The sequence below is a fragment of the Rhodococcus sp. 14C212 genome, from assembly GCF_011058195.1.
Taxonomy (GTDB): Bacteria; Actinomycetota; Actinomycetes; order Mycobacteriales; family Mycobacteriaceae; genus Rhodococcus; species Rhodococcus aetherivorans.
The window spans coordinates 1-12,475 of record NZ_JAALEH010000120.1 but is presented as its reverse complement, the minus strand read 5'-3'; the positions used below and the strand labels follow the sequence as shown (position 1 = coordinate 12,475).

The 12,475-nt window shown below is 70.9% G+C and carries 10 protein-coding genes and 2 tRNA genes; 5 read left to right on the top strand and 7 right to left on the bottom strand.

Annotated elements, in window-relative coordinates; genetic code table 11:
- Positions 1–556 precede the first annotated feature (556 nt).
- A complete protein-coding gene (locus G6038_RS27930; protein ID WP_165041789.1) occupies positions 557–2,161 on the top strand; it encodes an MBL fold metallo-hydrolase in 1,605 nt (534 codons plus the stop codon).
- Between the two features lie 298 nt (positions 2,162–2,459).
- Here the strand turns inward: G6038_RS27930 and G6038_RS27925 are convergent, their stop codons facing one another.
- On the bottom strand, positions 2,460–3,299 hold the full coding sequence (locus G6038_RS27925) for a class I SAM-dependent methyltransferase (protein ID WP_165041787.1): 840 nt from the start codon (positions 3,297–3,299) through the stop codon (positions 2,460–2,462).
- Positions 3,300–3,504: 205 nt separating this feature from the next.
- Here G6038_RS27925 and G6038_RS27920 point away from each other — a divergent pair, with 205 nt between their 5' ends.
- Positions 3,505–4,140, top strand: coding sequence for a sigma-70 family RNA polymerase sigma factor (locus G6038_RS27920; protein ID WP_165041785.1), 636 nt, complete (start codon positions 3,505–3,507; stop codon positions 4,138–4,140).
- Between the two features lie 54 nt (positions 4,141–4,194).
- Here G6038_RS27920 and G6038_RS27915 read toward each other — a convergent pair whose 3' ends face one another.
- Positions 4,195–4,659, bottom strand: coding sequence for an ArsI/CadI family heavy metal resistance metalloenzyme (locus G6038_RS27915; protein WP_065923443.1), 465 nt, complete (start codon positions 4,657–4,659; stop codon positions 4,195–4,197).
- Positions 4,660–4,850: 191 nt separating this feature from the next.
- Between G6038_RS27915 and G6038_RS27910 the strand changes: the two genes are divergently transcribed.
- Positions 4,851–5,591, top strand: coding sequence for a PIG-L deacetylase family protein (locus G6038_RS27910; protein ID WP_165041783.1), 741 nt, complete (start codon positions 4,851–4,853; stop codon positions 5,589–5,591).
- 110 nt (positions 5,592–5,701) lie between these two features.
- On the opposite strand, the gene G6038_RS27905 is transcribed toward G6038_RS27910, so the two are convergent.
- A tRNA-Ile gene (locus G6038_RS27905) sits at positions 5,702–5,778 on the bottom strand.
- A 225-nt stretch (positions 5,779–6,003) separates the two neighbouring features.
- Positions 6,004–6,076, bottom strand: a tRNA-Asn gene (locus G6038_RS27900).
- 147 nt (positions 6,077–6,223) lie between these two features.
- On the opposite strand from G6038_RS27900, the gene G6038_RS27895 reads away from it, so the two are divergent.
- A complete protein-coding gene (locus G6038_RS27895) occupies positions 6,224–6,469 on the top strand; it encodes a hypothetical protein (protein WP_165041781.1) in 246 nt (81 codons plus the stop codon).
- A gap of 16 nt (positions 6,470–6,485) precedes the next feature.
- Here G6038_RS27895 and dnaG read toward each other — a convergent pair whose 3' ends face one another.
- Genes dnaG through G6038_RS27880 form a run of 3 tightly spaced genes read right to left on the bottom strand, consistent with a single transcriptional unit; the run spans position 6,486 to position 10,308 of the window.
- The gene (gene dnaG, locus G6038_RS27890) at positions 6,486–8,408 is read right to left on the bottom strand and encodes a DNA primase (RefSeq protein ID WP_165041779.1); all 1,923 of its coding nucleotides are present in this window, start codon (positions 8,406–8,408) and stop codon (positions 6,486–6,488) included.
- Between the two features lie 17 nt (positions 8,409–8,425).
- Positions 8,426–9,697 (bottom strand): deoxyguanosinetriphosphate triphosphohydrolase, encoded by a 1,272-nt coding sequence (locus G6038_RS27885; RefSeq protein ID WP_165041777.1) that lies wholly within the window; start codon positions 9,695–9,697, stop codon positions 8,426–8,428.
- Between the two features lie 11 nt (positions 9,698–9,708).
- Positions 9,709–10,308, bottom strand: a complete 600-nt coding sequence (locus tag G6038_RS27880; RefSeq protein ID WP_206025748.1) for a YdcF family protein — start codon at positions 10,306–10,308, stop codon at positions 9,709–9,711.
- A 174-nt stretch (positions 10,309–10,482) separates the two neighbouring features.
- On the opposite strand from G6038_RS27880, the gene G6038_RS27875 reads away from it, so the two are divergent.
- A partial coding sequence (locus G6038_RS27875) for a TPM domain-containing protein (protein WP_240918793.1) occupies positions 10,483–12,475 on the top strand: 1,993 nt, incomplete at its 3' end.

Here is a 12,475-nt window from a genome sequence, read left to right as displayed (position 1 = left end):
GCGTGGCTGACCGGCTACCGCCGGCTGACGATCCGCTACGAACGTCACGGCGAGCACTTCGCCGGTTTCCTCCAACTCGCCGCCGCGCTGACCTGCTGGAAGAAGCTCCCCAAATGAGACATCCCCTGAGAGCCGAGCACCGCTCGCCGCGGTCCGCTCCGCGGCGGACGAACGGTCCACGGCGGTCACCGCACCGAGCGGCACGCGACGAGCGAATCGGCACCGGCGTGTGCGCGGATTCGCGGGACTGACGCGACGAACACCCCCGCCCCGTCTGCTCGAGGCGGGGGCGCCCGGTACGGGGTGACGCCGAGCGTCGGGGTGCTCGGCGCCACCACGATGTCCATCGACCGGCCGCCGGCGGGCGTAACGGCCGACGCGGGTGATTGCCGGGGTGATATTCACGCGGGGTGACCCCCGGGTGAAGGCCTTCAGCCGGGCCCGACCGGCGCCGCCGAGTCAGCGAGATTTCCAAGCACGGCTGCCCGACCCGGATGTTCGGATAGCTTGGCTGTGATACCTACAATTTCGGCAGGCGACTCCGTAGGAGCTGCGCGTGGTGCAACATCCGACTCTCGTCTTCCACGGTGCCGCCAAGACCGTGACCGGCTCGTGCATGGAGGTCGCACTCGGCGACACGCGGATCCTCGTGGACTGTGGCCTGTTCCAGGGCTCACGCAGCCTCGAGGAGCTGAACCACGGCGACTTCGCGTTCGCGCCGGACGAGATCGACGCGGTCGTCCTCACCCATGCCCACATCGATCATTGCGGTCTGTTGCCCAAGCTGGTGGCGCAGGGTTTCGACGGGCCGATCTTCTGCACCGGCCAGAGCGCCGACCTGCTGGAATTCATGCTCGCCGATGCCGGGCGCATCCAGGAGTTCGAGGCCGAGCGGCGAAACCGGCGGCGCGATCGCACGCGCGAGAAGCGGTTCGTCCCGCTCTACACCGAGGAGGATGCGCTCGCCGCCTGGGGACACACCCGGGCGGTCGCACTCGAGGAGTGGTTCGAGCCCGCCGCAGGCTTTCGGGCGCGATTGTGGAACGCGGGGCACATCCTGGGTGCCGCGTCGGCGGAGATCGAGGCGGGGGGCGTGCGCCTGCTCTTTTCCGGCGACCTCGGCCCCGCCCAGAAGGCGTTCCACCCCGATCCCGAGGGCCCCTCCGGATCGGACCATGTCGTCTGCGAATCCACCTACGGCAACCGGGCTCGAGTGCGGATGACGATCGACCAGCGACGTGACCTGCTCGAAGAGGAGATCCGCCGGGCCGTCGGGCACGGCGGCAATCTCGTCATCCCCGCCTTTGCGCTGGAACGGACGCAGGAACTGCTGCTCGACATCGCACACCTCGCCGACGAGAACCGTATCCCCGCGGTGCCGGTGTTCGTCGATTCACCGCTCGCCAACCGCGCGACCTCGGTGTTCGCCGAACATGCGGGCGAGCTCGAGGACCTCGAGGGGAAGGACATCTTCCGCCATCCCGCGATCCACTACGTCGACGACGCTGCCGTCTCCAAGCGGATCAACGACATGTCGGGCGCGATCATCATCGCCGCCTCGGGCATGTGCGAGGCGGGACGCATCCGTCATCACCTGAAGCACAATCTCCACCGCCGGGATTCGACGATCCTGTTCGTCGGTTTCCAGGCGCAGGGCTCACTGGGCCGCGTGATCCTCGACGGCGCGAAGCGCGTCCGCATCTCAGGTCAGGACATCGACGTGCGAGCGCAGATCCGCCGGATCGACAGCTACTCCGCCCATGCCGATCAGACCGAACTGCTCGACTGGATCAAGGCGCGCAGCCCCGTGTCGGGCAGCCTGTTTCTCGCCCACGGCGAACCGGAGGCCGTCGCTGCGCTGGCCGATCTGGTGCGGGAGGTCGACCCTTCGCTGTCGATCATCACCCCGGAGATGGGGGAAGGCTACCTGTTGGCGCCCGGCACCCCGGCCACGCGAATACACCCCGCCCGCCCGGACATGCCACGCCTGACCGGCCGCGATTGGCAGAACGACTATGCCGAACTTGCGGTGAGTCTCAAACAGCAGCTCGCGCGCATCGCGGATGCCGGCTCGCGCCGGAAGGCCATCGCCGAGATCCACGAGGTGCTGGACAGCTACGCGGACGTCCGCGACACGGGGCGGCGGAGGAAACGGGGCTGAACCGCGTCCGCAGCGAGAGCCACATCCCCGGCTGTCGCCCGAATTGCACCGATCGGGACCTTATGCCCTACCCGAATGGGCCGTTCTACTTCACATCTCCCCGCAGGCCGAATACGCTCGGATCCGGCCGCTATCCCCCCTGCACAGTGGCCCTGCCCCGCCGGCGACGACGCGCGAAGCCGGCGGGGCTTCGCTTTCTCCCTTCGGCACCCCTGCTGTTTTCTCCCTTCGGCACTACTGCCGCGGCCGCACGAGGTCGGCGCGGCGTTGCGGTGAACGCCCGCACCGACCGGGCCGGCTACCTTCTGCGGGCGGTGAGCAGCAGGTACTCGGCGTCGTACGCGGTCCGGCCGGGCTGCCCGGCCCGGTTCCAGTCGGTGAGGAACTGCAGGAACTTCCGGTCGAGATCTGCGGTCCGGCCGGGGTCGGCGGCGTTGAACCGGTACACCGCGATCGTCGGACCGTAGTTGTGCTTCCAGTACTCGCGGAATTCGGTCGGATCCGGACTGTGGTCCATCACCACGATTCGGCGCTCCATGCGCAGATCGGTGATCCGATCGCCGAACAACTCCCGGACGTGCTGCTCGTCGCCCCACAACGGCGGCGGCGAAGCGCCGGGCGGGGGTGGCGGCGCATACGGGGCCATGAGCCGGAACAGCTGGCCGATGAAGCCCTCCGGCGTCCAGTTGATCATCCCGATCGTCCCACCCGGCCGGCACACGCGCAGCAACTCGTCGGCGACGGCCTGGTGATGTGGTGCGAACATCGCGCCCACGCTGGAGAGCACGACGTCGAAGCTGCCGTCGGGAAACGGCAGGGCCTCGGCGTCCGCTTCCACCCACGCGAGGTCGACGCCCCGCTCGGCCGCGGCTCTCCGGCCCGCGACGAACAACTCCGGCGTCAGATCGGCGGCGGTGACGACCGCGCCCCGTTCGGCGGCCGGGATGGCAGCGTTGCCGGATCCGGCGCCCACGTCGAGCACCCGCCGGCCCGCCGTCACCCCGGCCGCGGCGACGAGCGTCGGCCCGAACGTCGGGATCAGGTCGGCCGCGACCGCCGGATAGTTCCCGGCCGCCCACAGCGCCCGGTGCTTGGCCTTCAGCGTTCGGTCGGCGTCACGGTCCACGGTGCCGGTCATGATCACTCCTTCGTCCGGTGCTGCGGGAGCGAGTGTCCCGCACTGTCACCGACACAGACGTCGCCGCCACCGCAGGGACGCAATCCCGATCCGGACGGGGCGTGCCGGCACCGGCGACTTCGGCGTGGGACTGCGTCCTTTCACCGGTACCGTCGTCTGTGAAGGGACACCGCCCGTACAGCGCCCCTTCCCGGAGGACCAGACCATGACCAGCGCATCGACCAGTTCCGCGGCCGGCACGGACGCCATGACCACCGAAGCCATGACTACCGAAGCCGTCTGGCGCGAGTTCGGTGCGCAGCTCCGCGCCTTCGTGCACCGGCGGATCGCGGATCCGGACCGCGCCGACGACGTGCTCGGCGAGATTCTGCTGCGCGTCCACAAGAACCTCGGCCGTGTCGAGGACCGCGAGCACCTGATCCGGTGGGTGTACCGGATCGCCCGCAGCGCGATCATCGACGACTACCGCCGCGCCGCCCGGGATCGGGACCGGCTCGCACCGCTCACCGGCGATGCACCCGACCAGGCCGGGCAGGAGTGGGACGACGACGCGGCGACCACGCTGCGGGAGCTGTCCGCCTGCCTGCGCCCGCTGCTCGTGGGGCTCTCCCCCGAGCAGCGCCGAGCCGTCGAGCTGACCGACCTCGAGGGACTGACCCAGGCCGGCGCCGCCGCCCTCGAAGGCGTGTCCCTGTCCGGAATGAAGTCCCGCGTTCAGCGTGGCCGGCGGAAACTGGCCGAGCTGCTCGGACGGTGCTGCGCGCTGACCCTCGATGCCCACGGGATGCCGATGGACTACACCGCCCCGACCGACTGCCGCTGCGCCGGCAACCCGCGCTGAGCCGGCGCGCGCCCCGGTGCGCCGTCGCACGACGGCCCACCGGGGCGATTGCTGTCAGCCGCAGCAGGCACCCGCGACCGGACTGTCCTCGCTCGCGCACGCAACCGCACACGCCGAGCCCGTCAGCCCGTCCGGATTGGCGGGGTTGTCGTCGGTCACGGCGTAGTACTCCCACCACCCGTTGGGCACGTCCGGCGCGTCGACGAACACCTTGTCCTGCACGGCATGGCAGCACAGATCCTGCTCGGCCACCGTCGCGGTCAGACCGGCGGCGCGGAATCGGGCCAGCGCTCCGGACACCTCCTCGGAACCGGCCGCCTCGATCCCCAGGTGGTTCAGGCGTTCGCGCGCACCGGGATTCTCGATCAGCACCAGCTTCAGCGGGGGATCCTCGATCGCGAAGTTGGCGTACCCGGGGCGCTGTTTGTGCGGGGACACCCCGAACAGCGCGGTATAGAACTCGGTCGCCGCGGTGATGTCCTCGACGTTGAGAGCGAGCTGGACTCGGGTAGCAGGCATGGTGGTCACTCCTCGAAATCGGGACACCGGCCCGGGAATCCACCGCGGATTCGCGTCACCGTGTGTCCTCCCTACTGACGACTGCCGCTCCCGACGGACGCACCCACCGGCACCCGCGCCCCGAGGATGCGTCCCTCGCGCCGCTGCAACGTCGGAAAGGAGACCCAGCCACTGTTTCGAAAGGTGCCGTCATGAACACCACTTTGACCACGCTGCCGGAGAACTGGAACCGCGCGATGGCCGTCGTCGCCCATCCCGACGATCTCGAGTACGGCGCCGCCGGCGCCATCGCCCGCTGGACCCGGTCGGGCAAGTCGGTGGCCTACGTCGTCGCCACCGACGGCGAGGCCGGCATCGACGGCCGCACTCCCGCCGAGGCGGCACCGCTGCGACGCCGCGAGCAGCTCGACGCCGCCGCCGTTGTCGGCGTCGAGGACGTGACGTTCCTCGGATACCGCGACGGTGTCGTCGAATACGGACTCGACCTGCGCCGCGCCATTGCCCGCGAGATCCGGCGGTTCCGTCCGGAGGTGCTGATCACCGCCACGTACGAGCCGACCTACGGCCTGAACGGTGGTCGGATCATCAACCAGGCCGACCACCGCGCCGTGGGCGTGGCGGTACTCGACGCCGCGCGCGACGCCGGCAACCGCTGGATCTTCCCCGAGCTGCTCGACGAGAACCTGCCACCGTGGGATGAGACCGGCCTCGTGTACCTGATGGGCGCGAACCAGCCTTCGCACGCCGTCGACGTCACCGAGAGCCTCGACACCGGAATCGAGTCACTGCGCGCCCACCGGTCCTACCTGGACGGACTGGGCCGGGACTTCGATCCTGCGACATTCCTGCGCGAGTTCACCGCGGCGGCCGGAACGCGCATCGGCGTGCGGCACGCCGTCGCCTTCCAGCAGATCCGACTCCAGGGAGTGTGACGGTCGGAGTGTGACGGTCGAAGTCCCGAAGGGCCCGCCGGCACCTGCGCCGCCACTGTCCACGATTCGTCCGGCCCGAGCGCCCGGTATCGACTCCCGAGCTGGGAAAATGGTGGGGCGGGCGGGGCTCGAACCCGCGACCAATGGATTATGAGTCCACGGCTCTAACCGACTGAGCTACCGCCCCGTCCGCGCGCATCCGGAGGTACGCGACGTGTGGCGAATGCTACCGGCTGCGGCGGCCGGCCCGCGTCGCGGGTCACCCCCGTGTCGCCCGGCGCGGGCAGTCGCCGCCCCGGCGTGCCGGCACCACACGGCGCCTGTAATTTCCGTCACACCCAGCGCCTTTCGGGCCGGCGCAGACGAGAAAACCCCTCCCGCCCGGGATCGGGTGGAAGGGGTTTTCCGGGAGCTCCCCCGGCTGGACTCGAACCAGCAACCGTTCGATTAACAGTCGAATGCTCTGCCAATTGAGCTACAGGGGATTGTCCTGCGGTGCTCCGCCGTTTCCCGCGGTGCGTGAAGAACTGTAGCGCCCCACCCGACGCGGCACCAAATCGCCTGCCTGTGAGCCCGAGGGCGAGGATCGGGCAGGATGGGTGGGACGCTGACACGGCTGAATGGAGACGACGTTGATCGGACTGTTGGTGGGGGTTGCCGCGGGCTACGTCCTGGGGACACGGGCGGGCCGCGCCCGGTACGAACAGCTCAGCAGGACGGCGAAGGCGGTCGCGGGTAGTCCGGTGACGAAGAAGGCGATCGAGGTGAGCCGGCAGAAGCTGGCCGACTCCCTCAGTCCGGAGCCGAAGCTCGAGCCGATGAAGCCGCTCGACGAGCAGACCACGATCCTCGTCCCCCGCGACCGGTTGCGGCGGTGACGCGGATGGCGTGAGTTCAGCCGGCCAGGCCGTCGCCGCTGGTGTCGCCGATGGCCTGGTCGAGCAGGCTGCGCCGGTACTGCTCGAGCGCGACGAGGTCCCCGAGCAGCGAGTGGAACTCGTCGGATTCGGTGGCCGGGGAAATGCGCTGCAGTTTGGACTTGAGTTCGGCGACCTGTTCCCCCACCCATACTTCCTGCAGCCGGGCGAGGACCCCGCCGATGTAGCGGGGCATCCGGTCCTCCTCCGCGGGCAGCGGGTCCACCGCGAGTTCCATGACCAGCGAATGCACCATCGGGTCGGTGGCGGCGCGCCCGACGGCGTCCACCCATTCCGCGCCGCCGAGTCCCGCGCTCGTCCCGCCGACCGCGGCCACGGCCTCGCGCACGGCCGCGTACGCCGGATCGGTGAACGTCTCGGCGGGCAGCGAATCGAACACGGTGCCGGCGATGCCGGGGTACTGCAGCGCCGCCTTGAGGGCGTCGCGCTGCGGCCACAGCGCCGGATCGTTGGGGCGGGGCCGGCGCAGGACAGTACCCGTCGCGGCCGTCTCCGCCCGCTGTTGCGGCGCGGCGGTGCGCGGCTTCTCGTCGCCGCCGCGGGCGACGCGCCGGGACTCGTCCTGCACGCGCCGGCGCACGGCGGGAATGTCGTCCCAGCCCACCCAGTGCGACAGCTGCACCGCGTAGCTGTCGCGCAGCGTGCGTTCCTTGATCCGGGCCACCACGGGAACCGTGCGGCGCAGCGCCTCCACCCGCCCCTCGGCGGTGTCGAGGTTGTGTTCGGCGAGGATCGACTTGACGACGAACTCGAACATCGGGGTGCGCCGGGCGACGAGGTCGCGCACCGCCCCGTCGCCGGACTTCTGCCGCAGCTCGCACGGATCCATGCCCTGGGGCGCGATCGCGACGAACGTCTTGGCCGTGGTCTTCTGGTCGCCCTCGAACGCCTTCATCGCCGCGGCGCGGCCCGCTGCGTCGCCGTCGAAGGTGTAGATGATCTCACCGCGGAAGTAGCTGTCGTCCATGAGCAGGCGCCGCAGCATCGCCAGGTGCTCGTCGCCGAACGCGGTGCCACACGCGGCCACAGCGGTTTTCACGCCCGACATGTGCATCGCCATGACGTCGGTGTAGCCCTCGACGATCACGGCCTGGTGCGCCTTGGCGATCTCCCGCTTGGCCAGGTCGAGTCCGAACAACACCTGAGACTTCTTGTAGAGCAACGTTTCCGGGGTGTTGACGTACTTGGCCGTGAGCGTGTCGTCGTCGAAAAGCCGACGAGCACCGAAGCCGATGACGTCGCCGGCGAGATTGCGGATCGGCCACAGCAGCCGTCGGTGGAACCGATCGATGGGTCCGCGGCGCCCCTGTTTGGCCAGCCCGGCGGCCTCGAGTTCGGCGAACTCGAAGCCGCGGGAGAGCAGGTGCTTGGTGAGGGCGTCCCAGCCGTCGGGGGCGTAACCGCACCCGAACACCTCGGCCGCGGACTCGTCGAAGCTGCGCTCGGTCAGGTAGTCCCGCGCCGCCTGCGCGCCGGGCGTGCGCAGCTGCTCGGCATAGAACTCCTGCGCGGCCGCGTTGGCGGCGACGAGCCGGGCGCGGGTGCCCCGGTCGCGCTGCACCGACGGGCCGCCGCCCTCGTAGTTGAGGGTGTAGCCGACCCGGTCGGCGAGCTGCTCGACGGCCTCGACGAAGCTGATGTGCTCGATCTTCTGCAGGAACGAGTACACGTCGCCGCCCTCGCCGCAGCCGAAGCAGTGGAAGTGACCGTGGTTGGGGCGGACGTGGAAGGACGGGGACTTCTCGTCGTGAAAGGGGCACAGCCCCTTCATCGAGTCGGCACCGCCGCGCCTGAGGGCGACGTACTCGCCGACGATGTCCTCGATCCGGACGCGGTCGCGGACGGCCGCGATGTCTCTGTCTGAAATACGCCCGGCCACGACGACGAGTCTAGGCGCTACCCCCAACTCGCCTGAGCGGCGAGGCTGTCGCGGTCGATCCGTTCGAGCCGGGCCTCGGTGCACGAGGCGATCTGGTCGACGATCACCCGCATGCGGGCGGCGTCGTCGTCGGCGACATCCCACAGCGGCACGAAGAACGGGTCGAGGCCGACCGGCGCCGTGCGCATCAGCCATTCGGCGACGCGGTGGATCCGTTCCCGCTGCCGTTCCTGACGCTGCCGGTGGGCGGCGTCGGACATCACGAACTGCAGGGCCATGGTCTTGAGCAGCGCCACCTCGGACGCGACGACGGGCGGCACGACGAGGTCGGCGTCGTAGCGGGTGACGGCCCGGTCGCCGGTGACGGCACGGGTGCCGATGATCGCTGCCGTCGCGAATCGGCCGACGAGCTCGCTCGTGAGGCGCTTGAGTGCCACCGAGCACGCGAGGCTGCCGTCGTAGGTGTCGACGGCCTGGACCACCGGCATCTGCGACAGTCGCTTCGCCGCCTCCACCAGCTCGTTCGGGTCCAGTCCGGAGAACTCGCGCATGCCGAGATCGACGAGCGTGTTCACCGACGCCGGGTCGGTGAGCACGCGCAGGTCGATCCGCCCGTCGATGACGCCGTCCTCGACGTCGTGGACGGAATAGGCGACGTCGTCGGACCAGTCCATGATCTGGGCCTCGAGGCACTTGCGCCGGTCGGGCGCGCCGTCGCGCACCCAGGCGAGGACGTCGGCGTCGTCGTCGTAGGCACCGAACTTCGCGCCGGGCGCCGGGCGGGTCCACGGGTACTTCAGCGTCGCGTCGAGCGTCGCGCGGGTGAGGTTCAGACCGGCACTCGTGCCGTCGGGGTGGAGGATCTTCGGCTCCAGGCACGTGAGGATCCGCAGATTCTGCGCGTTGCCCTCGAACCCGCCGCAGCTCGCGGCCACCTCGTCGAGGGCGCGTTCCCCGTTGTGGCCGTAGGGCGGGTGTCCGATGTCGTGCGCGAGGCCGGCGAGGTCCACCAGGTCGGGGTCGCAGCCGAGGCCCTCGGCGATGCTGCGGCCGATCTGGGCGACCTCGATCGAGTGGGTGAGCCGGGTGCGCGGAGTGTCACCGTCACGGGGGCCGACCACCTGGGTCTTGTCGGCGAGCCGTCGCAGCGCGGCGCTGTGCTGGACGCGGGCACGGTCCCGCGCGAACGGCGTCCGGCTCGCGGTCGCCGGCTCGGCACCGGCGAGCGCCGACACCTTCGGGACCTCGGCGACGCGCCGCTCGAGTTCGTGTTCGCTGTAGCCCGGCATCACGTCCTCCTTCACTGCGCGGCCGTGTAGGGGAAGTCCGCCGAGTCATGGGTGAGCTGGTACCAGATCAGCGCGCCCGTCTCGCGGGCGATCCCGTGCAGCTGCGACTCCCGGGTGTACACGGCGGGGCCGGTGCGGGTCGGTGCGGTCCACGCGTCGAGGCCGGCGTCGCGAGCCATGGTGCGAGTGCGCAGCGAATGCCACGGATCGCTCACCAGCACCGCGGAGTGCAGTCCCTGCCCGGCCATCTCCCGGCTGACCGCCTCGACGCTGAGCAGCGTGTCCGACCCCTCCTCGACGGCGGTGATCGCCGACTCCGGCACCCCCTGTGCGATCAGGTAGTTCTTGCCGGACGCCGCCTCGGTGAACAGGTCGCCCTCCTGCTTGCCGCCGACGGTGACGATCCGCTCGGCCACCCCGTTCTCGTACAGGGTGAGGGCCTGGTCGAGCCGGGCCTGGAACACCGACGACGGGGTGCCGGAGTACTGGGCGGCGCCGAGTACCACAATGGCGTCGGCGCGGCTCCAGTCGTCGATGCGCGCCACCTGCCACACGCGGATCGCCGTTCCGGCGAGGACGGCGATCGCCGCGAGCAGCACTCCGAGCACCAGCCGGCGCGTCCAGCGCGCGACGCCCGCACCGAACCCACGCCGGGGTTCAGGGAGGGACGGGGCCGGGCGTGGGCGGGCTGCGGTACTCACTCCCCGATTCTGCCAGGGTTGCGAGCGCGCCCACCCGGCGACGCGCCACGGGCGACGGCGCATACGAGCCGATAGATTCGACGCATGTCACCGCATTCGGTCGTCGTCCGGCCGCTTCCGGCCCGCCCGCTCCGCCGCTCGCTGTCGACGTCGGTGCCGATCCTGCTCGCGGCCCTGGCATGGCTGTTGCTGCCCGGTTCGGCGACGGCCGAGCCGCCCTTCCGGCTCCCCCAGCCGATCACCGACACCGCCGGTGTCCTGGATCCGGCGGCGACGGCGCAGATCCAGCAGGCGGCAGACGCGCTCTACGCCGAGCACGGGGTGCAGTTGTGGGTGGCGTACGTCCCGACGTTCTCCGGACTGTCGTCCGACGACTGGACCGAGCGGACCGCGCAGGCCAGCAACTTCGGGACCGACACGGCCCTGCTCGCCGTGGCCACGCAGGACCGTGAGTACGCGTTGTGGACGCCGAACGCCCTGTCCGGGGTCACCGCGTCCGAACGGGACGCGATCAGCGCCGACCGGGTCGTGCCGCAGCTGCGCAGCCAGGACTGGGCCGGTGCCGCGGTGGCGACGGCCGAGGGTCTCGACGAGGCGTTGTCGGCGTCGGGTTCCGGCTCCGGCACCACGCTGCTCGTCGGGGGCGGGGTGATCGCGGCCGGTGCCGGTGGGGTGTACCTGTACTCCCGGCGCGCGCGGCGCAAGCGGGCCGAAGCGGGCGCCCAGGCAGCGGCGGCCACCGACCCGACCGACACCGACGCGCTGCGCGAGCTGCCGCTCGAGGGTCTCGAGCTGCACGCGCAGAAGATCCTGGTCGAGACGGACAACGCCGTTCGCTCGAGCTCCGAGGCGCTCGAGCTGGCGCGCGGAGAATTCGGCGATGCCGCGGTCCAACCGTTCGACCGCGCCTATCGACAGGCGCAGTCGGCTCTGGCGTCCGCATTCGAGATCCGGCAGCGGCTCGACGACGCCCTCCCCGAGACGCCCCAGCAGCAGCGCGACATGCTCGTGCAGTTGATCTCGTCGTGCGGCCGGGCCGACCGGGAACTCGACGCGCAGGTCGAGGCGTTCGACCGGATGCGCGACCTCCTGCTCGACGCACCCGCCCGCCTCGACGCGCTCACGCAGCGCGCGATCGCGTTGCGCGCGCGGTTGCCCCAGACCGAAGCCACGCTGAACGAGCTGCGAACGGAGTTCCCGGCCGGCGCGCTCGCCCCGATCACGAACAACGTGACGCTGGCCCAGGACGAGATCGAGTTCGCGGAGAAGTCCGTCGATCAGGGCCGCACCGCGGTGGCACGCCCCGTCGGTGAGCAGGGTGACGCCGTGCGAGCCATCCGCGAAGCGGAGGGCGCTCTCGGGCACGCTGCCACGATGCTCGACGCGGTCGACCACGCCGCCGACGACATCCGGCGGGCGATCGCGACGTTGCCGGCCGCGATGGCCGACGCCGCACAGGGCATCGCCGACGCGGAACAACTCGCCGCCGCGGGTGGTGCGGAACTCGCCGAGGCCCGCGCGGCCGCCCAGGCGGCACTCGACCACGCCCGGGCGGACATGAACACCGACCCGCTGGGCAGTTTCACCCGGGTGGTGGAAGCGGACGCACGACTCGACGCGCTGCGCGATCGGACCCGTCAGGCGCAGGAGGAAGCGCAGCGCACCCGCCGGCGCCTCGAACAGGATCTCGGGGCGGCTCGATCGCAGGTCACCGCCGCGGCGGACTTCATCGGGACGCGGCGCGGCGTGGTCGGCGCCGAGGCCCGCACCCGGCTGTCGGAGGCGCAGCGCCACCTGGACGCCGCGCAGCAGCTCGCCGCGCACGAACCGGGGCAGGCGCTGCAGCACGCTCAGGCGGCCGCGACCCTCGCGGCGCACGCGCTGCGCGCAGCGCAGAACGACGTGCAGCGCTGGGAACGTCAGCAGCGTCCGCCCCGCGGCGGCGCGTCCGGCGGCAATATCGCGGGTGCGGTGCTCGGCGGAATCCTGATCAACAGCATCCTGACCGGTGGCCGCGAGGGTCGCGGCCGCCTGAGCGTGCTGCAGCGCCTGCCCCGGTTCGTGCGCGGCGAGCTGC

Excerpts from the sequence above, each read along its gene's own strand:
- G6038_RS27910 (WP_165041783.1), top strand. The coding sequence starts at position 4,851 with ATGAACACCACTTTGACCACGCTGCCGGAGAACTGGAACCGCGCGATG.
- G6038_RS27885 (WP_165041777.1), bottom strand. The coding sequence starts at position 9,697 with ATGCCGGGCTACAGCGAACACGAACTCGAGCGGCGCGTCGCCGAGGTC.
- G6038_RS27920 (WP_165041785.1), top strand. The coding sequence starts at position 3,505 with ATGACCAGCGCATCGACCAGTTCCGCGGCCGGCACGGACGCCATGACC.
- G6038_RS27915 (WP_065923443.1), bottom strand. The coding sequence starts at position 4,659 with ATGCCTGCTACCCGAGTCCAGCTCGCTCTCAACGTCGAGGACATCACC.
- G6038_RS27925 (WP_165041787.1), bottom strand. The coding sequence starts at position 3,299 with ATGACCGGCACCGTGGACCGTGACGCCGACCGAACGCTGAAGGCCAAG.